Source organism: Streptomyces sp. NPDC028368 (assembly GCF_055565615.1).
On the sequence record NZ_JBVHTY010000007.1, the window covers coordinates 320,869 to 346,524 of the forward strand.

19 protein-coding genes and 3 pseudogenes are annotated in these 25,656 nt (G+C 73.2%); 9 read left to right on the forward strand and 13 right to left on the reverse strand.

Going from position 1 to position 25,656, the window contains the following annotated elements; translation table 11 throughout:
* The first annotated feature begins 275 nt into the window (after positions 1 to 275).
* The 7 genes from ACZ4S3_RS18820 to ACZ4S3_RS18850 all read left to right on the forward strand — a co-directional run bounded on the left by ACZ4S3_RS18820 (position 276) and on the right by ACZ4S3_RS18850 (position 9,765).
* A complete protein-coding gene (locus ACZ4S3_RS18820; protein WP_467935588.1) occupies positions 276 to 2,030 on the forward strand; it encodes a dynamin family protein in 1,755 nt (584 codons plus the stop codon).
* Positions 2,027 to 4,363: a GTPase gene (locus ACZ4S3_RS18825; RefSeq protein WP_467935167.1), complete on the forward strand. Its 2,337-nt coding sequence runs from the start codon at positions 2,027 to 2,029 to the stop codon at positions 4,361 to 4,363. The genes ACZ4S3_RS18820 and ACZ4S3_RS18825 overlap by 4 nt, the downstream gene beginning before the upstream one ends.
* A 138-nt stretch (positions 4,364 to 4,501) precedes the next feature.
* Positions 4,502 to 4,969 (forward strand): single-stranded DNA-binding protein, encoded by a 468-nt coding sequence (locus tag ACZ4S3_RS18830; RefSeq protein WP_467935171.1) that lies wholly within the window; start codon positions 4,502 to 4,504, stop codon positions 4,967 to 4,969.
* A 310-nt stretch (positions 4,970 to 5,279) separates the two neighbouring features.
* Positions 5,280 to 6,668, forward strand: coding sequence for a Cys-Gln thioester bond-forming surface protein (locus ACZ4S3_RS18835; protein ID WP_467935176.1), 1,389 nt, complete (start codon positions 5,280 to 5,282; stop codon positions 6,666 to 6,668).
* Positions 6,669 to 6,932: 264 nt separating this feature from the next.
* A complete protein-coding gene (ettA, locus tag ACZ4S3_RS18840) occupies positions 6,933 to 8,597 on the forward strand; it encodes an energy-dependent translational throttle protein EttA (RefSeq protein WP_467935181.1) in 1,665 nt (554 codons plus the stop codon).
* Between the two features lie 5 nt (positions 8,598 to 8,602).
* Positions 8,603 to 9,037: an acyl-CoA thioesterase gene (locus tag ACZ4S3_RS18845; protein ID WP_467935185.1), complete on the forward strand. Its 435-nt coding sequence runs from the start codon at positions 8,603 to 8,605 to the stop codon at positions 9,035 to 9,037.
* Positions 9,034 to 9,765: a DUF8010 domain-containing protein gene (locus ACZ4S3_RS18850; protein WP_467935189.1), complete on the forward strand. Its 732-nt coding sequence runs from the start codon at positions 9,034 to 9,036 to the stop codon at positions 9,763 to 9,765. Before ACZ4S3_RS18845 ends, ACZ4S3_RS18850 begins: the two co-directional genes overlap by 4 nt.
* Before the next feature lie 2 nt (positions 9,766 to 9,767).
* On the opposite strand, the pseudogene ACZ4S3_RS18855 reads toward ACZ4S3_RS18850, so the two are convergent.
* The 10 genes and pseudogenes from ACZ4S3_RS18855 to ACZ4S3_RS18900 form a co-directional block, all read right to left on the reverse strand.
* Positions 9,768 to 10,194, reverse strand: a pseudogene (locus tag ACZ4S3_RS18855) (ATP-binding cassette domain-containing protein); the annotation flags it as partial.
* Positions 10,191 to 10,667: pseudogene (locus tag ACZ4S3_RS18860) on the reverse strand (FtsX-like permease family protein); the annotation flags it as partial. The pseudogenes ACZ4S3_RS18855 and ACZ4S3_RS18860, both read right to left, overlap by 4 nt.
* Positions 10,668 to 10,679: 12 nt before the next feature.
* Positions 10,680 to 11,084 (reverse strand): globin, encoded by a 405-nt coding sequence (locus tag ACZ4S3_RS18865; protein ID WP_467935193.1) that lies wholly within the window; start codon positions 11,082 to 11,084, stop codon positions 10,680 to 10,682.
* Positions 11,085 to 11,193: 109 nt separating this feature from the next.
* Positions 11,194 to 12,831: an FHA domain-containing protein gene (locus tag ACZ4S3_RS18870; RefSeq protein WP_467935195.1), complete on the reverse strand. Its 1,638-nt coding sequence runs from the start codon at positions 12,829 to 12,831 to the stop codon at positions 11,194 to 11,196.
* A gap of 49 nt (positions 12,832 to 12,880) precedes the next feature.
* A pseudogene (locus ACZ4S3_RS18875) lies at positions 12,881 to 13,027 on the reverse strand (hypothetical protein); the annotation flags it as partial.
* A gap of 63 nt (positions 13,028 to 13,090) precedes the next feature.
* Positions 13,091 to 14,458 (reverse strand): protein phosphatase 2C domain-containing protein, encoded by a 1,368-nt coding sequence (locus ACZ4S3_RS18880; RefSeq protein ID WP_467935199.1) that lies wholly within the window; start codon positions 14,456 to 14,458, stop codon positions 13,091 to 13,093.
* A 1-nt stretch (position 14,459) separates the two neighbouring features.
* Positions 14,460 to 16,928, reverse strand: a complete 2,469-nt coding sequence (locus ACZ4S3_RS18885) for a serine/threonine-protein kinase (RefSeq protein WP_467935201.1) — start codon at positions 16,926 to 16,928, stop codon at positions 14,460 to 14,462.
* Complete coding sequence (locus ACZ4S3_RS18890) at positions 16,925 to 18,247, reverse strand: hypothetical protein (RefSeq protein WP_467935206.1); 1,323 nt, start codon at positions 18,245 to 18,247, stop codon at positions 16,925 to 16,927. The genes ACZ4S3_RS18885 and ACZ4S3_RS18890 overlap by 4 nt, the downstream gene beginning before the upstream one ends.
* Before the next feature lie 176 nt (positions 18,248 to 18,423).
* Positions 18,424 to 19,440, reverse strand: a complete 1,017-nt coding sequence (locus tag ACZ4S3_RS18895) for a glutamate ABC transporter substrate-binding protein (protein ID WP_467935210.1) — start codon at positions 19,438 to 19,440, stop codon at positions 18,424 to 18,426.
* A 20-nt stretch (positions 19,441 to 19,460) separates the two neighbouring features.
* A complete protein-coding gene (locus tag ACZ4S3_RS18900; RefSeq protein WP_467935215.1) occupies positions 19,461 to 20,888 on the reverse strand; it encodes a hypothetical protein in 1,428 nt (475 codons plus the stop codon).
* Positions 20,889 to 21,258: 370 nt separating this feature from the next.
* On the opposite strand from ACZ4S3_RS18900, the gene ACZ4S3_RS18905 reads away from it, so the two are divergent.
* Both ACZ4S3_RS18905 and ACZ4S3_RS18910 read left to right on the forward strand, forming a co-directional pair.
* Entirely contained in the window at positions 21,259 to 21,951 is a 693-nt protein-coding gene (locus ACZ4S3_RS18905; protein ID WP_467935219.1) for a FadR/GntR family transcriptional regulator, read from the forward strand.
* A 164-nt stretch (positions 21,952 to 22,115) separates the two neighbouring features.
* Positions 22,116 to 22,463, forward strand: a complete 348-nt coding sequence (locus ACZ4S3_RS18910) for a hypothetical protein (protein ID WP_467935224.1) — start codon at positions 22,116 to 22,118, stop codon at positions 22,461 to 22,463.
* Positions 22,464 to 22,492: 29 nt separating this feature from the next.
* On the opposite strand, the gene ACZ4S3_RS18915 is transcribed toward ACZ4S3_RS18910, so the two are convergent.
* From ACZ4S3_RS18915 to ACZ4S3_RS18925, 3 genes are read right to left on the reverse strand one after another with little or no spacing between them, the layout of a single operon-like run.
* Entirely contained in the window at positions 22,493 to 23,473 is a 981-nt protein-coding gene (locus tag ACZ4S3_RS18915; RefSeq protein ID WP_467935228.1) for an N-acetylglucosamine kinase, read from the reverse strand.
* Positions 23,464 to 24,717 carry a 6-phospho-beta-glucosidase gene (locus tag ACZ4S3_RS18920; RefSeq protein WP_467935233.1) on the reverse strand — a complete coding sequence of 418 codons (1,254 nt, stop codon included), beginning with the start codon at positions 24,715 to 24,717 and terminating at the stop codon, positions 23,464 to 23,466. Before ACZ4S3_RS18920 ends, ACZ4S3_RS18915 begins: the two co-directional genes overlap by 10 nt.
* A gap of 9 nt (positions 24,718 to 24,726) precedes the next feature.
* Entirely contained in the window at positions 24,727 to 25,641 is a 915-nt protein-coding gene (locus ACZ4S3_RS18925; RefSeq protein ID WP_467935592.1) for a carbohydrate ABC transporter permease, read from the reverse strand.
* Positions 25,642 to 25,656: the final 15 nt, after the last annotated feature.

Consider the following 25,656-nt stretch of genomic DNA (forward strand, 5'->3'; position numbering starts at 1 on the left):
TAGGGGTCCGGGTGCCTCGTACCGGTTGCTTCACCTCCGTGGCACGTTGTGGAGGTTCAGTGAAGCGATCCCGATAATCGCAGGCAGGTACGAATCCTGCACCGCTTTTGACGGCTCGTGCGCCGGGTGTTGTGCACTCGTTATGCCTGCGCCTCAGTTGTCCCGATCGTCTCATGGGTTACTCGTCCCGTTCTGTGGGGGTTCTTACGGCGCGCACACAGGGCTATACGCTTCAAAAAGGCAACGAAATTGGGCATTCTGCACATGTGGCGACCTTGGACGTACGACCCCGGCTCATCGACGCACTGTCCGTACTGCGCGACCGCGTCGACGCCGCACGCTTTCCACTGCCACTACGGGGCGCCGCCCGCGCACGGCGCAACCGGGCCGAGCTGCTCGCTCAGCTCGATGACTATGTGATCCCCCGGCTCCGGTCACCTCAGGCTCCCCTGCTCGCCGTCATCGGCGGCTCCACCGGGGCCGGCAAGTCCACGCTGGTCAATTCGCTGGTCGGCCGGCGGGTCTCGGAGGCGGGGGTGCTGCGGCCGACGACGCGTACGCCGGTGCTGGTCTGTCATCCCGACGATCACCGCTGGTTCGCCGGGCAGCGGGTGCTGCCGCAGCTCACCCGGGTGTGGGTGCCCGAGCAGGACGGCGGGGGATATGACGGAGGGTACGGGGAGGCGGGCGGCGCTTCCCAGCGGTCGCAGGAGGAGGCGGGGTACGAGTACGACGAGGCCGGCGGCGGGTACGGCGGCGTGGGTGAGCCGGGGATGCCGACGGTGCGGATCGAGACGGATACGGCGTTGCCCAGCGGGCTGGCGCTGCTGGACGCCCCGGACATCGATTCGCTGGTCGCGGGCAACCGGGAGCTGGCCGCCGAGCTGATCTGTGCGGCGGATGTATGGGTGCTGGTCACCACGGCCTCCCGGTACGCGGACGCGGTGCCCTGGCATCTGCTGCGTACGGCCAAGGAGTACGACGTCACGCTGGTGACCGTGCTGGACCGGGTGCCGCATCAGATCGTCACCGACATCTCCGCGCGCTACGCCGAACTCCTCCACCACGCAGGCCTCGGCCACGTTCCCCGGTTCACCATTCCCGAACTGCCCGAATCGGCCGGTGGCGGGAGCGGGCTGCTGCCCGCCACCGCGGTCGCCGCGCTGCGGGACTGGCTGGAGCGGCATGCCCAGGACCCCGTCGCCCGTGCCGCCGCCGCGGACCGTACCGCCGCGGGAGTGATCGCCTCGCTGGGCAGCCGGCTGCCCGCGCTGGCCGCCGCGGCCGCCGCCCAGCATGCCGCGGCGCTGCGCCTGAGCGGCCGGGTCGAGGAGGCGTACGAGCGGGCCGCGGAGCGGGTACGGCAGGAGGTCGCGGCCGGCGAGGTGCTGGCCGGTGATGCGCGTGCCCACTGGCGTGACCATGGGCTCGGCGGGCGGCCGGAGGAGCTGCTGGATGCGTTGACGCACGGGCTCACCTCGCTGCTGGCCTGTGCCGTCGAGGAGGCGGACGAGCGGGCCGCGGAGGCGTGGCGGCGGGATCCGGCGGCGGAGGATGTTGCGGTGACGGCGGCGGCCGGCGCTTCAGGGGCGGGCGACCGGCTCGGCGTGGTAGTGCGGCGCTGGCGGCGTTGTCTGGAGGAACTCGCCGAGGAGGAGAGGGGGGAGGGGCGGGGCGGACCGGGCGGCGAGCGGTCGGGATCGGTGGAGCCGGAGGAGTCGGCCGCGTTGCTGGCCACGGCGCTGCTCGGTGGGCGGCGTGCCCGTACGGCGGGTGAGAACCTCGCCGAACTGCTGGGGGCCCAGGCCGCGCTGAGGCTGTGCGACCGGGGCAGCCGGCTGCTGGTGACGTACCTGGCGCGCGCCCTGGACGGCGAGCGCGAGCGGCGGCTGGCACCTCTGGACCGGCTGGCCGTACCGCCCGACCAGCAGGCCGAGCTGATTGCCGCGCTGTCCGTACTGCAGAGGGAACAGAAGACGGTGCGGACTGTGGAGCGGGCCGAGCGGGTGGAGAAGGTGGTGTCCGGGTGAGTGAATCCGTGGCGGGTGTGGAGGGCCGGGACGTCGGGGGCGGGGATGTCGAGGGGGCGGACGTGCGGGAGGCGGGGGCGAGCCGGGACGGGGGCCAGGGGGCTCATGGCGCTTGGGACGACGGGCTGATTGCGCGGCGGGTGCGGGGCGGGGACGGTGCCCGGCCGGGGGCGCGACGGCGGATGTTCGGGCCGCGGGACGGTTCCTCCGCCGGGCCGCCGCCGGCGATCGATCCCGCGCGGGACGCGGGCCGCGACGCGGACGCGGATACGGGTACGGGTTCGGGTACGGGTACGGGTACGGACGCGGATATGGAGTTTGCGCTCGCCGTGGACGTGGTGGCGGGGAAGAGAGGGGCGGACGATGCGGTGGCGGGGCCCGCGCAGGGTGGGCCGGGCGGTGGTTCGGCGGACGACGGCCCGTGGGGCGGCCGGCGCGAGGGTTCCTACGACGGTCAGGTCGAGGGTTCCTCCGGCGGCCGGTACGGCGTCGGTCAGTACGGCGGTGGTGAGTACAGCGGTAGTCAGCACGGCGGTGGTCAGTACAGCGGTAGTCAGTACGGCGGTGGTCGGTACGGCGGTGGTCAGTTCAGCGGTGGTCGGTACGGCGACGGATCGTATGGCGGCGGCTCGTACGGCGGCGGTGCATACGAGCGGACGCCGGAGCGGGCCCGTGGTGCCCGGACCGCCGAGCTGCGGGCCCGGCTGGACGCCCTGCGCGAGCTGATCGCGCTGTCCCGGGCCCGGCTCGACGGGGAGACGCTGGCCGAGGCCGGGCGGGTGCTGGATGCGGCGGGGGAGCGGTACCGGCTCTCCGGGGAGCACACCGTCGTCGCCCTCGCCGGAGCCACTGGGAGCGGTAAGTCGTCGCTGTTCAACGCGCTGGTGGGGGCGAGCCGTTCGCAGGTCGGGGCGCGGCGGCCGACGACCTCGGAACCGGTGGCATGCGTGTGGCCGGGCGGGCCGCCGGGTGCCGACGGGCTGCTGGACCGCCTGGGCGTGCCGCACTGGCGGCGGCACCTCGCGCCGGACTGCACTCCTGGGCTGGGCGGGCTGATCCTGCTCGACCTGCCCGACCACGACTCCTCGGACACCGACAACCGCGCCCAGGTGGACCGGATGCTGAAGCTGGTGGACGCGGTGATCTGGGTGGTGGACCCGGAGAAATACGCGGACGCCGTCCTGCACGAGCGCTATCTGCGGCCGCTGGCGGGCTACGCCGAGGTCATGTTCGTGGTCCTCAACCAGGTGGACCGGCTGCCCGGCGACGCCGCCGACCAGGTGGTGGACGATCTGCGGCGGCTGCTGGACGAGGACGGGCTGGCGCTGGGCGAGCACGGCGAACCCGGCGCGGCGGTGCTCGCGCTGTCGGCCGCGAGCGGCAACGGCGTGGCGGAACTGCGTGATGCGCTGGGCCAGTTCGTCACGGAGCGGGGCGCGGCGGACCGGCGGCTGGCGGCGGATGTGGACGCGGCGGCCGAGCGGCTGCGATCGGTGTACGTCACCCGGACCCGGGTCGCGCTGACGGAACGGGCCCGCGCGGAGTTCGAGGACCGGCTGGCGGAGGCGGTGGGCGCGGCCGCCACCGGGCACGCGGTGGAACGCGACTGGCTGCGGCACGCCGACCGGGCCTGCGGCTCACCCTGGTCGCGGCTGCGCAAGCGGCGGCGCGCGGCGGGCAGAGGGCGGGAGCCGGTCACCGCCACGCACCGTCCGGTGGCCCGGCAAGGGCGGCAACGGCAGTCGGGTGCGGCCGGGACGCAGGCCGGGACGCAGGCGGGGATGCGGGCGGACGGCCGGGCGGCGGCGCGGCCGGTGGTGGAGCAGGCCGTACGGGCCGTGGCGGGCGAGGCGGCGCACGGGCTGCCGGCGCCCTGGGCCCAGGCAGTACGCGAGGCGGCGGGCCGGGGTGCGGAGGGGCTGCCGCAGGCGCTGGACAAGGTGACGGCGGACGCGGAGCAGTCGCTGCGGGGCGGGCCGGCCGGGCGGCCGCGGTGGTGGACGGTGGCCGCCGCGCTGCAGGGGCTGCTGTTCGTGCTGCAGGTCGTCGGTCTGCTGTCGCTGCTGGGCGTGTTCGTCGGTGTGGTCGATGCGGCGGCGTGGTTCTCCGCGCTGCTGCCCGCGGTCATCGGGTCGGTGGGCGGCCCGGCGCTGGCGTGGCTGTGCAGGGTGGCGGCGCGCGGCCCGGCCCGGCGCTGCGGGCAGGAGGCCGAGCGGCGGCTGCGGAACGCGGCGGCGGGATGCGGCCGGGCCAGGGTGCTGGAGCCGGTCGCGGCCGAGCTGTTGCGCTATCGCGAGGTGCGCGAGCAGTACGCGGTGGCGTCGGGCGCATAGCGCACTCCCCCTCCCGGGGGGCCGAGTTGTCCACAGCCGGGCCGTCGTCCACAGCCCGCGGCGGCCCCTGCCGATCCCGTGCAGCATGGGATCACCGCACGGAGAGCGCGCGGTTCGGAGCGGGGGAGGCGGGGTCCGGTGAACGACACGATGGTGACGCTGGTGGGAAATGCCGCGACGGCGGTGGAGCACCGGCTGACGACGGCGGGGGTGCCGGTGGCGAGGTTCCGGCTGGCGACAACGGTCCGGCGCTACGACCGGACCCGGGAATGCTGGACCGACGGGGAGACGAGTTTCTATACGGTCCGGTCCTGGCGCGGCCTCGCGGACAATGTCGCGGCGTCCGTGGCGGTCGGCGAACCTCTGGTGGTTCAGGGCAGATTGCGCGTACGGGAAGGGGAGCAGCCGCCCGAGCGGGGCGGGCAGCGCTGGTTCTCGGCGGAGGTCGACGCCGTGGCGATCGGCCACGATCTGACCCGTGGCACCGCCGCGTTCCGCCGGGTCACGCGGACGCGTACGGAACCGGCGCCACCACGGCAAGAGGCGCCGGAGGGGGCTGTGGACACGGTTCCGGGCCCCGAAGTGCCCGAACCGCCCCGGGAATAGCCCACCTGAGAAAGCGTCAGTGCCATCGCACAAGAAGCGCCATCGGCGTCACCCGCGCCCTTACTTGCCCCCCAGTGCCCCGATAAGTCCCAGGGATTTATCGATAAGGCAAGGACCGGGATGCCTGGTGTCGATAACGATTGTGATTCGGATCGGTTATGGGATGTCATTCCTGGGGACCGTGATGCGCCTGCTCCATAGGATCCGACGAGTATTCACGGGGGCTGACGCGTTCGGCTGTTGAGTCCTTTGGGATCTTTCCGGCGAGGCATCCTCCTCCACTCGACCGCCTCGCCCAGAGGGGAAATTCATGCTTTCGATGAAGAGGCGGGGCGCAGCCCGCCTTGCCGCCGCGGTCGTGGCCTCAGGCCTGTTCGCGGCGGGTGCGATAGCCACCGCGGGAACCGCCGCGGCGGATGACACGCCCCCCGCACAGGGAGGCGCCACCGCGACGCTCGGCGGTCTGAAGACCTTCGACCAGGCGATCGTGCACTCCGACGGGCAAGACCAGCGCGTCGGCGCGGGGCTGTTCGAGATGTCGGTCGACAACGGCGGCACGCTGCAGACGTACTGCATCGACATCCACAACCCCACGCAGCAGCAGGCGAAGTACCAGGAAGTGCCCTGGAGCGCCTCGTCGCTGCACAACAACGGTGACGCGGGCAAGATCCGCTGGATTCTGCAGAACTCCTACCCGCAGGTGAACGACCTGGCCGCGCTCGCCGGCAAGGCCAAGTCCGGGAACCTCACCGAGAAGACCGCCGCAGCCGGCACCCAGGTCGCGATCTGGCGCTTCTCCGACCACGTGAAGGTGGACGCGGTCGACCCGGCGGCCGAGAAGCTCGCCGACTACCTGGAGCAGAGCGCGCAGAACCTCTCCGAGCCCAAGGCCTCGCTGACGCTGGACCCGCCGGCCGTCTCCGGCAAGTCCGGCAGCCGCCTCGGCCCGGTGACCGTGCACACCAACGCCGACAGCGTCACCATCTCCCCGGCCGCCGACCTCCCGGCCGGTGTGAAGGTCGTCGGCAAGGACGGCAAGCCCGTCACCAGCGCCGCCAACGGCTCCCAGCTGTTCTTCGACGTGCCCAAGGGCGCCGCCGACGGCAACACCTCGCTGACCGCCCAGGCCGCCACCAAGGTCCCGGTCGGCCGCGCCTTCACCGGCATCGGCGAGCACGCCAAGAGCCAGACGCAGATCCTGGCGGGCTCCAGCGAGTCGACGGTTTCCGCGGCCGCCACGGTCTCCTGGAAGAAGCAGGGCGCGATCCCGGCGATCACCGCCGAGAAGAACTGCGCCAAGGGCGGTGTGGACGTCACGGCCAGCAACAAGGGCGATGAGGCGTTCCGCTTCCAGCTCTCCGGCAAGGACTACGAGGTCGCACCGGGCAAGTCGCAGACCGTGACCGTGCCGGTGGCCGAGGACCAGCCGTACGAGATCACGATCAAGGGTGCGGGCGGCTTCAAGAAGACCTTCTCCGGGGTCCTGGACTGCAAGACCGCCGGCAGCGGCGGCGGCAAGCCCTCCCCGCAGCCCAGCCCGGCCACCTCGGGCGGCACCGGCGGCGGCCACGGCACCGACCTCGCCGAGACCGGCTCCAGCAGCGCCACCCCGGTGATCGCGGGCGTCGCGGTCGCCCTGGTCCTGGTCGGCGGCGGCGCGGTGTTCTTCCTCCGTAAGAAGAAGGCCGGCGCCCAGTGATGCAGCCGGTGACGGCACTGTGACGCCGGGCGACCACGGCCAGGTCACGCAGTGACCTGGCGGTAGCCGGCAGAGCACCCCGCGGCCCCGGAGCGCAGCATTCGCTCCGGGGCCGCGGGCGTACTCGTTTCCATCCGGGCACGGCTGTACGGCAAGATGGATGTATCTGCCCTCGCGCGGCCGCGCCGCACCATGGCCCAGGCGGCGGAGCCGCATACAGACCTGACAGATCCCTGATAGATCCAAACTGCCGGACGGTTTCTCTTGGCTGAGTACATCTACACGATGCGCAAGACGCGCAAGGCGCACGGCGACAAGGTCATCCTCGATGACGTGACGCTGAGCTTCCTGCCTGGCGCGAAGATCGGTGTCGTGGGTCCCAACGGCGCCGGTAAGTCCACGGTGCTGAAGATCATGGCCGGTCTCGAGCAGCCGTCGAACGGTGACGCGTTCCTCTCCCCGGGCTACACCGTCGGCATGCTCCTCCAGGAGCCGCCGCTGGACGAGTCCAAGACCGTGCTGCAGAACGTGCAGGACGGCGCGGCCGAGATCATGGGCAAGCTCCACCGCTTCAACGAGGTCGCCGAGCTCATGGCGACCGACTACTCCGACGCGCTGATGGAGGAGATGGGCAAGCTCCAGGAGGACCTCGACCACGCCAACGCGTGGGACCTGGACACCCAGCTCGAGCAGGCCATGGACGCGCTGGGCTGCCCGCCCGGCGACTGGCAGGTCACCAACCTCTCCGGTGGTGAGCGCCGCCGCGTCGCGCTGTGCAAGCTGCTGCTGGAGGCCCCCGACCTGCTGCTCCTCGACGAGCCCACCAACCACCTGGACGCCGAGTCCGTGCAGTGGCTGGAGCAGCACCTCGCCAAGTACCCCGGCACCGTCGTCGCCGTCACCCACGACCGGTACTTCCTCGACCACGTCGCCCAGTGGATCTGCGAGGTCGACCGCGGCCGCCTGCACGGCTACGAGGGCAACTACTCCAAGTACCTCGAGACCAAGCAGAGCCGTCTCAAGGTCGAGGGCCAGAAGGACGCCAAGCGTGCCAAGCGTCTGAAGGAAGAGCTGGAGTGGGTCCGCTCCAACGCCAAGGGACGGCAGGCCAAGTCCAAGTCGCGCCTGGCCCGTTACGAGGAAATGGCCGCCGAGGCCGACAAGATGCGGAAGCTGGACTTCGAGGAGATCCAGATCCCGCCGGGCCCGCGTCTGGGCAGCATCGTCGTCGAGGTCGAGAAGCTCAACAAGGCCTTCGGCGAGAAGGTCCTGATCGACGACCTGAGCTTCACCCTGCCCCGCAACGGCATCGTCGGCGTCATCGGCCCGAACGGCGCCGGCAAGACCACGCTGTTCAAGATGCTGCAGGGCCTGGAGACCCCGGACTCCGGCGACATCAAGGTCGGCGAGACCGTCAAGATCTCCTACGTCGACCAGAGCCGCGAGAACATCGACCCCAAGAAGACCCTGTGGGCCGTGGTCTCCGACGAGCTGGACTACATCAACGTCGGCCAGGTCGAGATGCCCTCGCGGGCGTACGTGAGCGCCTTCGGCTTCAAGGGCCCGGACCAGCAGAAGCCGGCCGGGGTCCTCTCCGGTGGTGAGCGCAACCGCCTCAACCTGGCGCTCACCCTCAAGCAGGGCGGCAACCTGCTGCTCCTCGACGAGCCGACCAACGACCTCGACGTCGAGACCCTGTCCTCGCTGGAGAACGCGCTGCTGGAGTTCCCCGGCTGCGCCGTGGTCGTCTCCCACGACCGCTGGTTCCTCGACCGCGTCGCCACGCACATCCTGGCGTACGAGGGCGAGTCCAAGTGGTTCTGGTTCGAAGGCAACTTCGAGTCCTACGAGAAGAACAAGGTCGAGCGCCTCGGTGCGGACGCGGCCCGTCCGCACCGCGCGACGTACAAGAAGCTGACCCGGGGCTGAGCGTCGTGCGACACCTCTACTCCTGCCCCCTGCGCTGGTCGGACATGGACGCGTTCGGCCATGTCAACAACGCGGTGTTCGTCCGCTACCTCGAAGAGGCGCGGATCGACTTCATGCGCCGGCTGGCGCCGGGGGACGGCAGCCCGTCGTTCACGGGCGGATCGGTGGTCGCCCGGCACGAGATCGACTACGTACGGCAGCTGGTGCACCGGCATTCCCCGGTGAACATCGAGCTGTGGGTGACGAAGATCAGCGCCGCGTCGATGACGATCGCGTACGAGGTCAAGGACGAGGAAACGCTCTATCTGCGGGCCTCGACCGTCGTCGTCCCGTTCGACTTCCGCGAGGAGCGCCCCCGCCGCATCACCGCGGAGGAGAAGGCGATCCTCAAGGAGTACCTGGACGACGCCTCGCATCAGGAGGGGGCCGTCGCCCGATGACGGCGCTGCGTCTGGCCGATGCCGGGGAGGCGGCGGATCTCGCCGCCTTCCTGGCCCGGCTGATCCATTACGACCGTGCGGCCGCGGTACGGCTCCGGGCCGCCGGCGGCGTGCTCGCCGTCTTCGGCCGCCCGCCGTCCTTCGAGGTGCTGGCGATCCGCACCGCCCGGCTCGACGACGAGGACCTCACCCTGGACCTCACCGTCTCGGCCGGTGAACTCCTCGAAGGCGTCGAGGCATCGGCGGAAGGCGTGCTGAATGTGCCCGCCTCCGTCACCGGCCCCCCGTGGGCCGGGCTGCTCCCGCCGCGCGGCGGATGGCAGCGGGTGCCGGGACTGCCGGAGCCCGAGGCGCTGCTGCGCACGGTGGCCGGCGCGGTCGCCGAATTCCGCGCCCGCGACGCGGAGCTGCCGCCGCAGCACCGCACCCGCAGCGAACGGGACCGGATCGGCCGGGAGATCTGGTCGCGGACCCTGGGGGACACCCACCTTCCGCTGCGCGCCGCGCACGCCGCCCAGTCGCTGGGCTTTCTGCGCCCGGTGCGCTCGGCGGCCTTCGCCGGCGGCGGGTCACAGGACGGCCGCGCCCCGCACGCCGAGCAGCGGCTGACCCTGCTCGCCGCGGGCGGCTGGCTGCGCCTGAGCACCCCCTACGGATCGATTGCCGTACGGGTGGGCGGCCCGGCCGGGCTGACCGGACTGTCGGGAATCACGGTCACCCCGGTCTGACGGGCCCCTCGGCAGGGTGACGTTCTGCAGGACGGTGAGGTACGGCAGGAGGTTGCGGGTGGTCTGCTGCCGGACGAAGTCGACGACCTCGCGGCGGTAGCGCAGGCGGGCCCTGGCGTCCATGGTCAGCAGATCGCGTCCGGCGACCGTGGCGGCGCCCGCGGTGGGCACGTCCAGCCCGGCCAGGATGTTCATCAAGGTGGACTTGCCGCTGCCGGACGCGCCGACCAGGGCCATCAACTCGCCCTCGGCGACGAGGAGATCGAGCCCCTGGAGGGCCCGGACCTCGACGCCGTCGGCGGTGAAGACCCGTACGAGGCGGTCGCAGGCGATCAGCGCGTCGTGCCCGTAGGCGGGCCGCCCGCGCCGCGAGGCCGCGCGCGCCTCCAGTTCGGCGAGCGATGCCGACGGTGTGCCGGGCTGCTTCATGAGGTGTCCCCCGCTCTCCACTCGGTGTCATCGCGCCGTCGTTCGCTCAGCCAGGCCTGGGCCAGAACCACGGCCAGGGCCAGCACCACCACGCCCGCCGACGGCAGGAGGAGGGACGCGGAGTCGGCGGCCACGTGTACGGTGCCCGGCGCGCCGTCACCCACCGCCCCGGCCGTCGCGAGCGGGGCGAGGTCCAGGCCGGGGCCCAGCAGGCGGACGGTGGCGGCGCCCGCCGGCACACCGCCGACGGCCGCGAGCAGCGTCTGCGGCAGCGCCTCCAGGACCATCAGGCGGCGCCCCTGCGCCGGGGTCAGGCCCAGCGTGCGGAGCCGGGCCAGAAGCTGGGTGCGCTGCGGGGCGGCCTGGAGAAGGGAGAGCAGCAGGGCCAGCAGGGCGAAGCCCGTGCCGGCCGCGACGGCGGCGGTGTAGAGCCGCTCGGCGCCCTGCTGGAGGGGAGAGCCGGCGAGCTCGGCGCCGGTCGGGCGTCAGTCCGCCGCGTTGATCATTGAGGCGGCCGCGTACGTGAGGTAGTTCCACAGCTGCGTCTCGTGTTCCTCGGTGAGGCCGAGGGAGTCGACGGCGTCGCGCATGTGGCGCAGCCAGGCGTCGTGCGCGGCCCGGTCGACGGTGAACGGGGCGTGCCGCATCCGCAGCCGGGGGTGGCCGCGGCCGTCGCTGTAGGTGCGGGGCCCGCCCCAGTACTGCATCAGGAACAGCGCGAGCCGCTCCTCGGCCGGACCCAGGTCCTCCTCCGGGTACATCGGCCGCAGCAGCGGATCCTCTGCGACGCCCTGGTAGAAGCGGTGCACCAGACGACGGAAGGTCTGCTCGCCACCGACCTGTTCGTAGAAGGTCTGCTCCTGAAGCGTGCCGCGCGGAATCTTGTTCACCCGTCCATGGTGTCAGACGCGATGGCCGAGGACTTCGGGCGTAGGACGGGGAACGGCATGCGGGGGCGTGACCGTTCGGTCACGCCCCCGCACAGGTTCCGGCCGGTGATCAGCCCCGGCGTACGGTCAGCGTCGTCCAGGCGCCGACATGCACCCGGTCGCCGTCATGGAGCGGCACCGGCACATACGGCTGGACCGGCTCCTCGGCGAGGTTGATCGTCGTGCCGTTGGTGGAGTTCTGGTCGACCACCGCCCAGCTGCCGTCCTGCTGCTGCACCAGCAGCGCGTGCTGGTGCGAGACACCCGGGTCCTCCGGCGCACGGCCGAGATCGACGTCCGGGGCCTCGCCGGTGCTGTTGCGGCGGCGGCCGATCGCGATCTGGCCACCGGCGAGCGGGAGCACCTGCTCGGGGGAGTACGCGGGCAGGTTGAGCCCGGCGGCCTCCGGGCCGCTGCGGCCCATCATCGCCATGAAGTACTCGCGGTCCGGCGCTATGGCCACCACCCAGCCGTCGCCGACGACCGGCGGCGGACCCTGCGGCGCCGCCGCGGGACCCGGGCCGCCGTTCCACTGCTGCTCGGGCGGCGGGCCCTGCTGCGGCGGCTGCTGGGGGTCGTACGGGCCGGGCTGCTGCTCGAACGGCGGCTGCTGCTGCGGCTGCTGGTCGAAGGGCTGCTGCTCGAACGGCGCGGGCTGACCGGGCTCGTACGGGCCCGGCTGCTGCGGCGGGAACGGCGCGAGCGGCTGCTGCTGCTCGAACGGGGCCTGCGGGCCGGGGCCGGGCGCGGGCGGTGCCATCGGCGGGGCCGCCGTCTGCTGCGCGCCGGGCGGGTTCAGCGTCCAGTCGTCGCCCTGCTGCGGCGGGGGACCGGGCTGACCGGACGGGCCGGGACCGGGCATACCCGGCGGCGGGCCGGGCTGTCCGGGGAAGCCGCCGGGACCGGGGCCGGGCATGCCGGGCGGCGGGCCCTGCTGCGGCGGCTGCTGGGGGTCGTACGGGCCGGGCTGCTGGTGCTCGAACGGCGGCTGCTGCTCAAAGGGCTGCGGCTGCTGCTGCTCGAAGGGCTGCTGCGGCGCGGGCGGCGGGAAGCCGTAGCCGCCCTGGGGGCCGGGGCCCGGGGCGGGCGCCTGCGGCTGCTGCTCAAAGGGCTGAGGATGCTGCTGCTCGAAAGGCTGCTGCGGAGCCGGCGGCGGGAAGCCGTAACCGCCCTGGCCGCCCTGAGGGCCGGGGCCGGGCTGGCCGGGCGGCGGGGCGTAGGACGTCGGGGAGTTGGTCAGGAAGCTGTAGCGGCAGCTCTCACAGAACGGCGCGTTCGCCTGCCGCGGCGTACGGCACTGCGGGCACAGCTCGGCCTGCTGCTGCTCGAAGGGCTGCGGCTGCTGCTGCTCGAAGGGCTGCTGCGGCGCGGGCGGCGGGAAGCCGTAGCCGCCCTGCGTGCCGGGACCCGGGCCGGGGCCGGGCGCCGGAGCGGGCGGGGGAAAGCCGTAGCCGCCCTGGGCACCGGGGCCGGGCATACCGGGCGGCGGGCCGGGCTGTCCCGGCGGCGGGCCCTGCGGCTCTCCGGGCGGCGGGCCCTGCTGGTGGGGCGGCGGCGGACCGGGCTGGCCGGTGGGCTGGCTGGGCGGCGTGTTCAGGAACCCCGCAGGCAGGGAGGGCGGCGGGGGGACAGCGCCCGCCATCCTGTGGCCGCACACCTCGCACCAGTCTTCGGCCACCGACTGGTGTCCGTTCGGGCAGGTCGGCATGTCGGTTCTTCCCCCTCCGTACCTTTTCTTCCGGTGGTACTGCTCGGTACTGGTCGTTGCTATTTCTTTTCGCCTTCAGTCGCACAGTACCGGTCGCCGCATCGACGACGTCCACCACCTTCGCAAGCAGTTTCGCAGTGTCCGCATTCCCCGAGGCGCTCGCCGGCCGTGCGGCGCGGCCGGCGAGCGCCCCGGCACGCCTCGGCAGAGAAATGCGCCACATCCGACGCGGCGACGGTGGCCATCGGGTTTCCGCCGGTCAGGCCGATCCCGCCGGCACCTGCGGCGCGGGGAACGGCACGACCGCCACCGTGACGTTGTCATGGCCCCCGCCGTCGAGGGCGTGCGCGACCAGCGTCCGCGCGGCGTTCAGCGGCCGGGCGGGAGCGTCGAAGGGCAGCACCGCGGCCATCTGCTCGGCGGATTCGGCGTAGTTCCACAGCCCGTCCGTGCACACCAGGACCACGCCGGGGCCGTCCGGCTTGAAGGTCACGGTGTGCGGCTCGACCTCGTAGGCATCCGCGCCGAGCCAGCCCGTGATGGCGTGCGCCCGCTCGTCGGCGTTCGCCTCGGCCTCGGACATCAGGTTGTTGGCGACCATCTGTGCGGCCCAGGAGTCGTCCTCGGTGAGCCGGGCCGCGGGCGCCGTACGGTCGTTGGGGATCCAGTACGCGCGGCTGTCGCCGACCCACCCGACGGTCAGCAGCCCGCCGCCGACCACCGCCCCGACAAAGGTGCAGGCCGGAGCGTTCTGCTGACGGTGCTCGTCGTGGGCCAGGGACGGGTCGGCGGCCAGCGCGTCGGCCGCCGCCGAGGCCGCCATGACGGCGTCGTGCATGGCCTGCTGGGGGTGCGTACCGCGCGGCAGCGACGCCAGCAGCGCGTCGCCCGCGGCCTCGGACGCCGCCTGGGACGCCTCGTCAGGCCGGGTCGCCGAGGAGACGCCGTCGCAGACCACCGCGACCACGGCCGGCGAACCGTCCGGCAGGGACGTGGCCCGCAGCGCGAAGAAGTCTTCGTTGCGGTGGTGCCGGTGTCCGCGGTCGCTGACGGCCGCGAAGCCCGCCAGCTCCCGCTCCATACGGTCGCGTTCGCGCGGCTGACCGTGCCCGCAGTGTTCGCAGAAGCCGTCGGCGTCCAGGGCGCCCGCGTGGCAGGACGCGCAGAGGTGGAGGGTGTCGGCGGCAGTCTCGGCCGGCTCGGCCGCCTCCGCCGCCTCGCCGGACGGGGCCCCGGGGGCGTCCTCGGCCGCGCCGGCGGAGGCCTGCCCGGCGGGCTCCGCGGCTCCGGCGGCCGACGCCGCGGCGTCGGCCACCACTTCGTACCCGGCGACGCGCGGGTCGACGGGCCTGCCGGGGTCACCCGGAGGCGGGCCGCCCGCACCGGGGCCGCCCTCGCCGGCGAGCTCCTCGTACGGAATCCGCGTCGTGGGATCCGGCGGCGGGGGCCCGGCCTGCCCCTGGGGCGGCACCCCGACGGTCGGCGCATACGAGGGCGGCGGCGGCACCGCGCCGTACGCCGACGCGGCGGGCACCACGAGGTCCGCGCCGCACCGCCCGCAGAAATTGTCCCCCGCGTCGAGCGGCTCCGCGCAGCTCCGGCAGCGGGACGGCCCAGTCACACCCATGTCACACCCACGTCCTGGGGCGGAAACGGTTGGCCCGTTCCACCAGCTCGATCCTTTCCTCGCCACGCTGCGCCAGCCGCGCCAGCAGGCGGTACGACCTCTCCAGCCCGAACCGCAGGCCGCGTTCGTCCAGCGCGCTGCCGAGCAGCGGCGGCCGCTCGGGCGAGGCCTGCCCGCCGTCCGGCCGGGCACCGTGGCTACCGGAGAGTACCCAGTCCAGGGCGCTGCCCAGTACCTCGGTGGCCAGTTGTTCGCGGCGCTCGGCGTCCAGTCCGAATTCCGCCAGCTCCTCGACCTGTCGGGCGGCGGCCCGCAGATCACCGAGCAGCGCGTCGTGCGGCGAGCGCTGCCGCAGCCGGGCGCGCACCGCCGCGATCCGCGCAGCGGTGCAGTGGACGGACGATTCCGGTACGGACTCCAGCGCCTCGACCGCGCCCCCGCGGTCGCCCGCCGCCAGCCGCACCCGGGCCAGCCCGAACGCGGCGCTGACATAGCCGTGATCGGTCGCCCACACCAGGCGGTAGTACTCCGCGGCGGTGTCCAGCTGCCCCAGCAGCTCGGCGCAGACGGCCAGCGCCAGCTTCGGCGCGGGCTCGCCGGGGAAGGCGTCGTAGACCGCGTCGAAGGACAGCGCGGCGGCCTCGTGGTCCCCGGTGGCCAGGGACACCAGCCCGTGGTTCCACACCACCCGCCAGTCGCCGCCCCACCGCTCGGGATCCGACTCGACGGCCCGGAGCAGGGTCCGCGCCGCCGGGCCGTCCCCCGTCTGAAGGAAGGCGCGCAGCTCGCGCAGCCGGACCTCCAGGGAGTCGGCGGGCGCCGAGCGCAGCGCGGGCAGCAGCTCGGCCGGGGCGACGGTCATCAGCCCGGCCAGGAAACCGGCGTTGGGGTCGGCCGGATCCACCCGGGGTACGGGCAGCGCGAGGGCGGCGCCGGAGGTGTCCAGGGGGCGCAGCACGGGCCCGCCGGGGGCCGCGGCGGCGCCGTCCGGGGCGGCCCCGCGCGCACCCAGTCGCGAACTGTCGCCCTTCTGGGCGGCCACCAACTCCGTGTCCACCACACGCAGTTCGGATCCGAAAAGCTGCGACGGGGCCGGCCGCTGCTCGCCCGACTGGAGCGCCACCACCTCCCGCAGCACCCCCGTCAGCTGCTCGGCCATCTCCTCGGCGGAGGCGAAGCGGCGCGCCCGGTCCGGGTCCGTGGCCCGTACCAGCAGCCGGTAGAAGGACTCGTAGGTGCGGAAGACCTCGATGTGGTCCGGGTCCGGCAGGGAGTCGGCGAAGACGTTCGTATAGCCCTGGAAGTCGAAGGTCAGGACGGCCAGGGTGCGGGCGACGGTGTAGAGGTCGGAGGCCACCGACGGGCCCAGCTCCGCTATCTCCGGTGCCTGATAGCCGATCGTCCCGTAGATCGGGCTCCGGTCGTCGTCCATCCGGCGCACCGCGCCCATGTCGATCAGCTTGAGCTGGTCGCTCTGCTGGATGGCGTTGTCGACCTTGAAGTCGCAGTACAGCAGATTGCGGCGGTGCAGATCGCCCAGCGCCGCCAGCGCCTCGATGCCGTACGCGCAGGCCTGCTCGACCGGCAGCGGATCGCGCCGCCCCTGGGGCGTGCGCCGCTCGTTGGCGATCTCCTTGAGCGATTTGCCGCCGACGTACTCCATGACGATGTAGCCGTCCAGGCTGCCCGTCGACCGGTCGAGATGCTCCACGAAGTTGTAGATCCGCACGATGTTGGAGTGCTCGATCTCCGCCAGGAACCGCCGCTCGGACACCGCGACCGCCAGCGCCTCCTCGTCGCCGGTGTCCAGCAGGCCCTTGAGCACCACCCACCGGTCGGCGACCGCGTGGTCGATGGCCAGATAGATCCAGCCGAGCCCGCCGTGGGCCAGACAGCCCACCACCTCGTACTGGCCGTGCACGATGTCACCGGGCCGCAGCTTGGGCACAAAGCTGTACGGATGGCCGCACTTGGCGCAGAGCCCTTCCGCAGGGCCCGGCCGCTCCGCGCGCCCCCGGCCCACCGGCGCCCCGCAGTCGCCGCGGCTGCAGAACCGCTTGCGCTCGGGGACCTCCGGGTTCTCCAGCACGGCGGTGTGCGGATCGGGCCGCGGCACCTGCGGCACCGTCACCAGTCCCGCCCCCAGCCGCCCGCGCGCCGGCCCCGAGGACCCCGACGACCCGGAGCCCGAGCTTCCGCCCGTACGGTGCGCCGGCCCCGGGGCGGCCGGTGCCGGCATGCCCCGGGTCGCCTCGCCGCCCCCGGCGTCGGCCGGCGGTGCGCCCCCGGCCGCCGTCATGCCCGCCGGGACCCGCGCCGTGAGCCCGGTGGGCGGCGACGACAGCAGCCCGCCCGGTGAGACCACCGGCGCCAGCAGGCAGACATCGCAGGACAGCTCGCCGCCGCCGATGTCCTCGTACCTCCCCCCGCACTCCGGCCGCTGGCAGCGGCCGCCGGCTCCCTCCGTCACCTGTCCCCCCTACGGTCCGGCTGCTCCGCTGCCAGCACCTCGGCCGCCGCCTGCTGATAGCGCCACACCGCCTGCTCGGCCGCCCGCAGATCGCACGGTGCGCTCCACAGCATCCGGCGGGCCGTGTCGTACCGCTCCAGCAGCAGCGGGTCCTGGGCCATGCCGTGCCGGGCGACCTTCGCCTTGTACGCGTCCAGCCGCCCGCGCAGCTCGGCCCGCACGGCCAGCGGGGCGGTCACCGCCGTCAACGACTCGCGGGCGCGGTGGAGTTCGTCCTCCGCGCGCTCCTCCAGGCTGTCCAGCAGCGGCGACAGCCGGTGCCACTGCGCCCGCCTGCGGTAGTCCGCGGCCGCCGCCAGCTGCTCGCGCAGCGCCGTCGACGGGCCGCTGACCGCCGGCACCTCGGACGCGGCGATCTTCGCCAGCACCTCGCCACGGGCCTGCCGTGCCTCGGTCAGCGTGCGGTCGGCCCGGGAGAGCACATCGCGCAGCTGCATCAGCCGCCGCTCCGCGTCCTGCCGGACGTCCAGGACCGCCTCGATCTCCCGCCGGACGCCCTCCAGGGCGCGCGCCGCACGGTCGTAGCGCGCGGTGTCCGGACGGCCGCCCCCGGGCGCGGAACTCCCGGTCGACGACGACACCCAGAACGCCAGCGGATCCGCGATCACCTGGCCGCGCAGCCGGGTCAGTTCGTCCGTGATCCGCTCCAGGTCGTCGCCCGCCGGATGCTCACCCGGGCGCACCCCCACCGAGTGCGCCAGCGAACGCGTCCGCCGCAGCTCGGCCGACAGCAGATCTATCCGGGCCGGCAGCGCCGACCACACCGCGTCGGCGGCGACGATGACGTCGAGCGAGCGCGCGTAGAGCCCGTTCATCCGCTCGACGAGCTCCTCCAGGCGCAGCCGCTCGCTCGGCCGGGCCGGCCCGCCCTCCGGCCCGCCGCCCGCCACGGCCTCACCGGGCACCGTCACGCCGCCGCGCAGCAGCTCCGACAGCTCCGCCAGATCGTCGGGGGAGGGCCGGTGGCGCCGCTCCCGTAGCTCCCGCGCCGCCGTCAACGTGGCGGTGTACGTATCGAAATGCGACCACAGGACCGTGATGGACCGCTCGGTGGCGGCCCAGCGTTCCTTGGTGGTGCCGGACAGATCGGCGCCCTCCAGAAGCCGGCGACCCGCGTGGTCCTGCAACGCGAGCAGCGATGTCTCTATCGCGTCGTACTCGGCGCCGAGCCGCGCCAGGGCACGATCCACCTCCTCCCGGTCCAGCACCGGGGCAGGATGCCTCCCCGCGGAACCGGGGAAGGGCCCAGGGACCCCCATCGATCACCTCTCCAATACGCCTGCGGCGCGCGGCGGTTGGCGCGCCTGGGTCGCTCTGTGGAACTGCTCGCTCCCCTCCCTTCCCCCCATAGTGACGGCAACCGCCGCTTCGTGGGGCGATCGGTCGCCGTCAACCGCATCGACCGCATCGGCCGCTTTTGTCGCGCAGGTGCGCTTCAGTCGCTGTATTCCGGCGAGGGCGGCCCCGATATCCCCGGCAGATCGGCCTGCAGCCAGGTGCGGTACGCGCGCATCCAGGGGCTGTCAACACCCCCGCCTCCTCGGTAGTCGTCCAGGACCTTGTTGACCCGCCGCACCAGATCCGTGTCGTCCTTGTTCATCGCCACGCCGTACGGCTCGTCGGTGAACGGCTTGCCCTTCAGCTCCACCGTCGGATCCTGTGCCGCCTGCGCCGCGGCCAGCGCATTGTCCGTGACCACCGCGTCCGCCTGGCCCAGCTGGAGCCGTACCAGGCAGTCGAGCTGGCTGGGCACCGTCAGCACCTGTGCGCCGTGCCGCTGCGCGGCCAGCGCCGACTCGCCCGTCGAACCCGCCGCCGTGCACACCCGCTTGCCCCGCAGCGAATCGTCGAACGCCCGCACCGCCGACTTCTTCGGCGCCAGCACCTGCTGCCCGCCCTGGAAGTACGCCGTCGAGAACGCCACCTTCTCCTTGCGCGCACAGTTGATGGTCATCGTCCGTACCACCATGTCGACCGTGCGCTTCTGGAGTGCCGGGATGCGCTGATTGGTCGGGACGGCGTGGAAGACGACCTTGGCGTCCGGCCCCAGGATGTCCTTGGCGATGGCCCGTGCCAGATCGATGTCGAAGCCCCGCAGCTTGCCGGTGCCGGGATCGCGGTACCCCCAGCGGTAGGTGTTCTGGTCCACCCCCACGACCAGCTGCCCCTTCTTCCTGATCCGGTCCACCGCCGGCCCGCCGTCCGGCGACGGCCGCAGACTCTGCGCCGCCGTCGCCGGCGTGCACCGCGTACCGGCGGTCACCGCGGGCGACACCTCCGGCCGCTCGCTCCGGTGGACCGCCGGCGCCCTGCCCTCCAGTACGCCGCCGAGCGCATCGCTGCCCAGGGCGGGCACCAGCACCGCCGCGGCCGCCGCCATGACTCCCACCCCGGCCGCGACCGGCGCCAGCGCGGCACGCAGATTCACCAAGGCTCGCGCGCGCCTGCTCATGTCCCCCTCACCACGTCCCCTCACCGGTACTCCGACAGCCTGCGCCCGATACCCAGCACCGCACCCACCGCGCCCAGCACCGCCAGCACCGAGGCTCCCACCGCCAGCCCGCCGAGCGCCGCCCGCCCCCCGTCCGCCGCCGACCGGAACTCGTTCTGCTCGTGCACCAGCGCCTTGTGCAGTGCGGCGTCCACCCGGTCGAAGGACTCCCGCGTCGGCCGGTCGTCGCCGATCACCTTGGCCAGCGCCTGCTCGTAATCACCCTTGTCGTCCGCCGCCCGCGCCTGGGCATGCCGCGCCTGCCACTGCCGCACGTGCGTCAGCGCATCCCGCACCGGCCGCCGCCCCGCCTCGTCGTCCGCCAGCGCCAGCGCCGTCCCCAGCCGGCCGGCGTGCACCGCGCCCCCGCTCGCCGCCGGGCCCGCCAGATCCTTCATCCCCGAACGGAACCCCACCTCATAGAAATCCTTCTGGTCGCCGGTCAGCACCGCCCCGCGCGCCACCAGCGTCAAATTCTCGTCCCCGCGCGCCTGCAGCGAATCGATCCGCGCCTCATTGAGCACCCGCAGGGACCGCGCCCCGCGGTCGTAGGAATCGCTCAGCCCCGCCCGCGCCAGCGCATGCCCCGCCACCAGCCACCCCAGCACGGCCAGGGAGGCCGCCGTCGCCGCCAGCAGCCCCCGGTTGAAAACCCGGTTGGTCCGCCGGTAATTCCGCCGCTGCGCCCACGCCAACACGCCGATGGCGACCACCCCGGCGGCCAGCGCGAACCACGGCCACGCCTTCGCCGCGGCGTAGTCCGCGGCCAGCCGGTCGTTCTCCGCGTCGTACAACGCCCGTGCGGCAGGCAGCAGTTCCGTGCGCATCTGGGCGTTCGCGTACCGCAGATAGGCGCCGCCCAGCGGCAGCCCCTGGCGGTTGTTCGTACGCGCCGTCTCGACCAGTCCCGCATACCGCGGCAGCCCGCGGTTCAGCTCGGCCGTCAGCTCACCGGCCCGGTCCGAACCCCGGGTGTCCGCCGACGCCTTGACCAGCAGCCCGGCGGCGGTCGCGAGATCACTCGCGTAGCGGTCACGCGTCGCCCGGCTCTCCTCCCCGCCCGCCAGGAAACCGCCGGCGGCCGTCGTGTCCGCGTCCGCCAGCGACCGGTAGATGCCCGCCGCGTTCGCGCTCAGCGGCTGGCTGCGCTCGACCACATCGTCCGCGGCCGCCGCCCGGTCGGACACCTGCCAGGCCGTGGCCCCGCCGAACGCCAGCATCAGCAGGGCGAGTACGGCGCCGATCACCCGCAGCCGGCCCGGCTCGGTCGTCGCCGCGGCGCGCAGCTCGTCTAGCCCGTCGGCCCATGCCGTACGGCGCCCGGCCGCGGCCGGCACCCCGCCGACGGCGGACGCGGCCGGTACGGACGAAGCGGACTCCACGGCCGCGACGGACTCTACTGACGACACAGAACCTCCCCCTCGGCCGCCGGCGGGCCCGGTCCCCGTGGCGCGCCGCGAGCGCGCTCACGAGAACTGGTGCACGGGCAGCAGTATGTCCGTACCCACTGATCAGCACACCGTTCTTGACCCGATCTTGTGCGGACCGCGCCGCGCACCCGCCCTGGTCCGCCCGTCCCCGCCTTGACTGACGCCGGCGTGGTACGGCCGGTTCCCGGGGCCGGGCCCTCACCGCCCTCCGCCCTCCCCACGGCCGGCACTACAGTTGCTCCCAGGACAGCCAGTCGCCAGACATCAGGACACCGGCCCGGCCGGCCGTGACCTGCCCACCGCGATCCGTGGTCTGTCACCTCTGACCTGCCTCATGGGGAGTGATCGAGTGCGAGCGGTCCGCAAGGGCAGGGTGTCGCTGGTGGAGACCGCGACCGACGAGATCCGCGACCAGATCGTGACGGGCGTCTGGCCGGTGGGCAGCCGTATCCCGCCCGAAAGCGCGCTGTCGGAGACCCTCGGCGTCAGCCGTGCCTCGGTCCGCGAGGCCGTCCGCTCCCTGGTCCACTCCGGGCTCCTCGAACCCCGGCAGGGCGACGGCACCTTCGTGATCTCCGACGATGACAGCGCGGTCGCCCTCCGCCGCCGTCTGGAGCGCGCCGAACTCACCCATGTCACCCAGATCCGCCAGGGCCTCGACGTCGTCGCCGCGCGCCAGGCCGCCAAGCACCGCACCGCTGCCCAACTCGCCGGAATCGAGGCGGCCCTGGCCCGTCGCCACGCCGCGCTCGCCGCCCACGACGGCGACGCCTTCACCGCCGCCGACGCCGAGTTCCACATCCTGGTCGCCGAGGCCGGCGACAACCCCGTACTCGCCGACATCTACCGCTCCCTCAGCGCCGCCCTCCGGGCGGAACTCCGCCGCGCCGCCTGCCTCGACACCGCCACCGCGGCCCCCACCGACCCGCACTCCCGCCTCACCGACGCCATCCGCGCCCAGGACCCGCAGGCGGCCGTGGACGCCGCCGTCCTGCTGCTGGCCGGACATGTGCGGGACCTCGCACTGCCGCTGGACGACTGACCGGGCGGCCGAGGCGCCCGGCGCATCGCACGCCCCCCGCTTCACTCCCGCGCGCCGCTACCGGAAACAACTCTCGCTGATTACTCTGAGTGACGAAGGTGAAGCTGCTTCACCACGTCAGCGACCGGCGCGGCCCGCCCGCGCCCGGTGTACCGGAGGCCCTCATGCGACGCGTAACCGCACTCCTCAAACCCCTCGCCGCCGCCACGGCAATCGGCGCCCCCGCTCCCGACCACGCCCTTCCGGCCGGCGGATTCCTCACCATCGGCGCCACCACCTACGTCGACCCGGGCGGCCACTACCCCATCAGCCACCTTCCGGACGGCACCGCCACCCTCGTCATCAACGACACCGACCAGCACGTCACCATCGTCACGGAACGCGACCGCGACCGCGGCCACGCCCGCACCGCCGACATCGTCCTCGCCCCCGGCGACCGTACCGAGACGTACCGGGGCCACAGCGTGCAGGTGGGGTGGGGACGGGCGATGGGCGGGGTGATCGAGGGGTGAGGAGGTGCCGCCCCTGCCCCCGTGCCGTCCTATCCCCAAGCCCCCCGAAGCCGCTCATAGGCCGCCGGCCCCGCCCCCGCCCGGTCCAGTGCGTGCAGGGCCGCTCCCAGTACCGGCGGCACCGTCACCACGCGCGGTACGGCCTTCGGGGCGCGTTCCGCGAGGAGTTCGGTGATGCGGTCGTGGAGCAGGGGGTGGCGGGCCGCGAGGACGCCGCCGCCCAGGATGACCGGGGTGGTCTCCGTGAGGAGGTCCAGGCGTTGCAGGGCGACCGCGGCCAGGAGGACGATCTCCTCCGCCTGGCGGGCCACGACGGCACGGGCGACGGCGTCGCCGGCCGCGGCGACGCCGAAGAGGACCGGCGTCAGCTCGTGGCGCCGGTGGTCGGGGATGTCCCGCAGGTGGAGGGCCTCGATCAGTTCCCGCATGGTGGTCAGGCCGAAGTGGGCGGGCAGCGCGCGTGCCAGGTCGCTGGCCTCGCCCCGGCCGTCCTCGGCGCGGGCCGCGAACCACAGCGCCTCGTCGGCGAGATGACCGCCGCCGCCCCAGTCGCCGGAGAGCCGTCCGATGGAGGGGAAGCGGGCGGTGGCACCGTTGTGGCCGACCCCTACGGCGTTGATGCCCGCGCCGCACACCACGGCGACCCCCGTGCGCTCTCTGGTGTCCGGCAGGCCGGCCCGGAGCAGCGCGAAGGTGTCGTTGGCGACGGTCACCGTGCGCGCCCAGCCGCGGCTGGTGATCTCCGCGGTCAGGCCGGCTTCCTCGACGGGGAGGTCGGCGTTGGCGAGATACGCCGAGATGTGATCGACCGGGCCCGCCGCCCCGGCCTGCGCCAGGGTGGCGGCGACCAGCGGCGCGATGACGTCCACCGCGCGTCCGGCGCCCGTTGTCGACGGCCGGAATCCGCCGCCCCGGGCGGTGCCCAGCACCCTTCCGTCCGCGGCCACCAAGGCCACGTCCGTCTTGCTGTTGCCCGCGTCGATGGCGAGCGCCGTGCCGGTCAGGCCCACGTGAGGTGCTCCCGGTTGTGCGCGATCAGTTCGTCGGTGAGCCGGTCGGCGTGGTCGGTCTGGCCGATGAGGGGGTGGGAGAGCAGGGCGGAGAAGACCCGGTCCCGCCCGCCCTTGAGTGCCGCCTCCAGCGCCAGGTGCTCGTAGGCGGTGACGCCTGCGACCAGCCCGGCGTACAGGGGCTCCAGCGGCCGTACGGGCACCGGCACGGCACCCGCGCCGTCCACCACCGCCGGCACTTCGATCACGGCGTCGTCCGGCAGGAAGGGCAGCGCGCCGTTGTTGAGCACGTTGACGACCTGCACGTCGCCCGTGTCGCCCAGCAGGGACGAGGTCAGCGCCACCGCGGCCTCGGAGTAGAAGGCTCCGCCGCGCTTGCCCAGCAGCTCCGGCTTCTCCGCCAGCGCGGGATCGCCGTACATCTCGAGCAGCTGCCGCTCGATGGCCGCGACCTCCGCCGCCCGCGAGGGCTTGCTGCGCAACTCCCGTACGACCGCGTCGTGCTGGTAGTAGTAGCGGAGGTAGTAGGAGGGGACGACGCCGAGGCGGTCCAGCAGGGAGCGCGGCATGCGCAGGTCCTCGGCCACCGCGTCACCGTGCTCGGCGAGCAGCGTGGGCAGGACGTCCTCGCCGCCGACCCGGACGGCCCGCTCCCAGGTGAGGTGGTTGAGGCCGATGTGTTCGAGCTCGACGTCCCCAGGGGCCACGCCCAGCAGTTTCGCGAACTTGCGCTGGAAGCCGATCGCGACATTGCACAGCCCGACGGCCTTGTGGCCGTGGGTGAGCAGCGCCCGGGTCACGATGCCGACGGGGTTGGTGAAGTCCACGATCCAGGCGCCGGGGTTGCGGCGGCGCACCCGCTCGGCGATGTCGAGGACGACGGGGACGGTACGCAGCGCCTTGGCCAGGCCGCCCGCCCCGGTGGTCTCCTGGCCGACGCAGCCGCACTCCAGCGGCCAGGTCTCGTCCTGGTTGCGGGCGGCCTGCCCGCCGACGCGCAGCTGCAGGAGCACCGCATCGGCGCCGTCGATGCCGGCATCGAGGTCACCGGTCCAGGAGATACGGCCCGGATGGCCCTGCCTGGCGAAGATCCGCCGTGCCAGCGCGCCGACCAGCTCCAGCCGCTCGCCGGCCGGGTCGATCAGGACGAGTTCCGTCACGGGCAGCACCTCACGCAACCGCGCGAAGCCGTCGATGAGTTCGGGGGTGTAGGTCGAGCCTCCGCCGACCACTGCGAGCTTCATATGTCCGAATCAGCCCTTCACTCCGGTGAGCGTGACGCCTTCGACGAAGGCTTTCTGTGCGAAGAAGAAGACGATGATGACCGGCGCCATGACCAGCAGCGTCGCGGCCATGGTGAGGTTCCAGTTGACGCTGTGCGCGCTCTTGAAGGACTCCAGGCCGTAGGAGAGCGTCCAGGCGGCGGGGTTCTGCGCGGCGTAGATCTGCGGGCCGAAGTAGTCGTTCCAGCAGAAGAAGAACTGGAAGAGGGCGATGGCGGCGATGCCCGGCTTGGCCATCGGCACGATGATGCGCAGCAGGGTGCGCAGCTCGCCGCAGCCGTCCACCCTGGCGGACTCGACGTACTCCTGGGGGATGGTGAGCAGGAACTGGCGCAGCAGAAAGATGGAGTAGGCGTCGCCGAAGGCCATCGGGATGATCAGCGGCCAGAGCGTGCCGGCCAGGTGGAGCTGCTGGGCCCAGACCAGGTACATCGGGATGACGATGACCTGAGGCGGCAGCATCATCGTCGAGATGACCAGCAGCATCACCGTACGGCGGCCGCGGAAGCGGAACCTGGCCAGCGCATAGGCGACCGGGACCGCCGAGCACACCGTCAAGAGCGTGCCGAGACCGGCGTACATCAGCGAGTTCTTCCACCAGTCCAGGAAGCCGGGCGTTTGGAAGACCGTGAGGTAGTTGGACCAGTGCCACGCGGTCGGCCAGAGCTCGCCGCTCATCGCCTGGTCGTCGCCCATCACGGAGGTCAGGAAGACGAACACGAAGGGGAGGACGAAGAAGAGGGCGGCGGCGACGCCCACGGCGTGCACGGCGATCCAGTGCAGCAGCCGCTTGCGCCGGGCGCGCGCCGCCGGGCCGCGGTCGCCGGTGCCCGTACGGGCCCGTGCGGTCGGCGCGCGCGGCGTGCTCAGGGGCGTGGTGGTCAGATCGGTCATATCGCT

Bases quoted from the DNA above. Each gene is read 5' to 3' on its own strand.
- ACZ4S3_RS18910 (WP_467935224.1), top strand. From the start codon at position 22,116: ATGCGACGCGTAACCGCACTCCTCAAACCCCTCGCCGCCGCCACGGCA.
- ACZ4S3_RS18850 (WP_467935189.1), top strand. From the start codon at position 9,034: ATGACGGCGCTGCGTCTGGCCGATGCCGGGGAGGCGGCGGATCTCGCC.
- ACZ4S3_RS18870 (WP_467935195.1), bottom strand. From the start codon at position 12,831: ATGCCGACCTGCCCGAACGGACACCAGTCGGTGGCCGAAGACTGGTGC.
- ACZ4S3_RS18920 (WP_467935233.1), bottom strand. From the start codon at position 24,717: ATGAAGCTCGCAGTGGTCGGCGGAGGCTCGACCTACACCCCCGAACTC.
- ACZ4S3_RS18895 (WP_467935210.1), bottom strand. From the start codon at position 19,440: ATGAGCAGGCGCGCGCGAGCCTTGGTGAATCTGCGTGCCGCGCTGGCG.
- ACZ4S3_RS18890 (WP_467935206.1), bottom strand. From the start codon at position 18,247: ATGGGGGTCCCTGGGCCCTTCCCCGGTTCCGCGGGGAGGCATCCTGCC.
- ACZ4S3_RS18835 (WP_467935176.1), top strand. From the start codon at position 5,280: ATGCTTTCGATGAAGAGGCGGGGCGCAGCCCGCCTTGCCGCCGCGGTC.
- ACZ4S3_RS18880 (WP_467935199.1), bottom strand. From the start codon at position 14,458: ATGGGTGTGACTGGGCCGTCCCGCTGCCGGAGCTGCGCGGAGCCGCTC.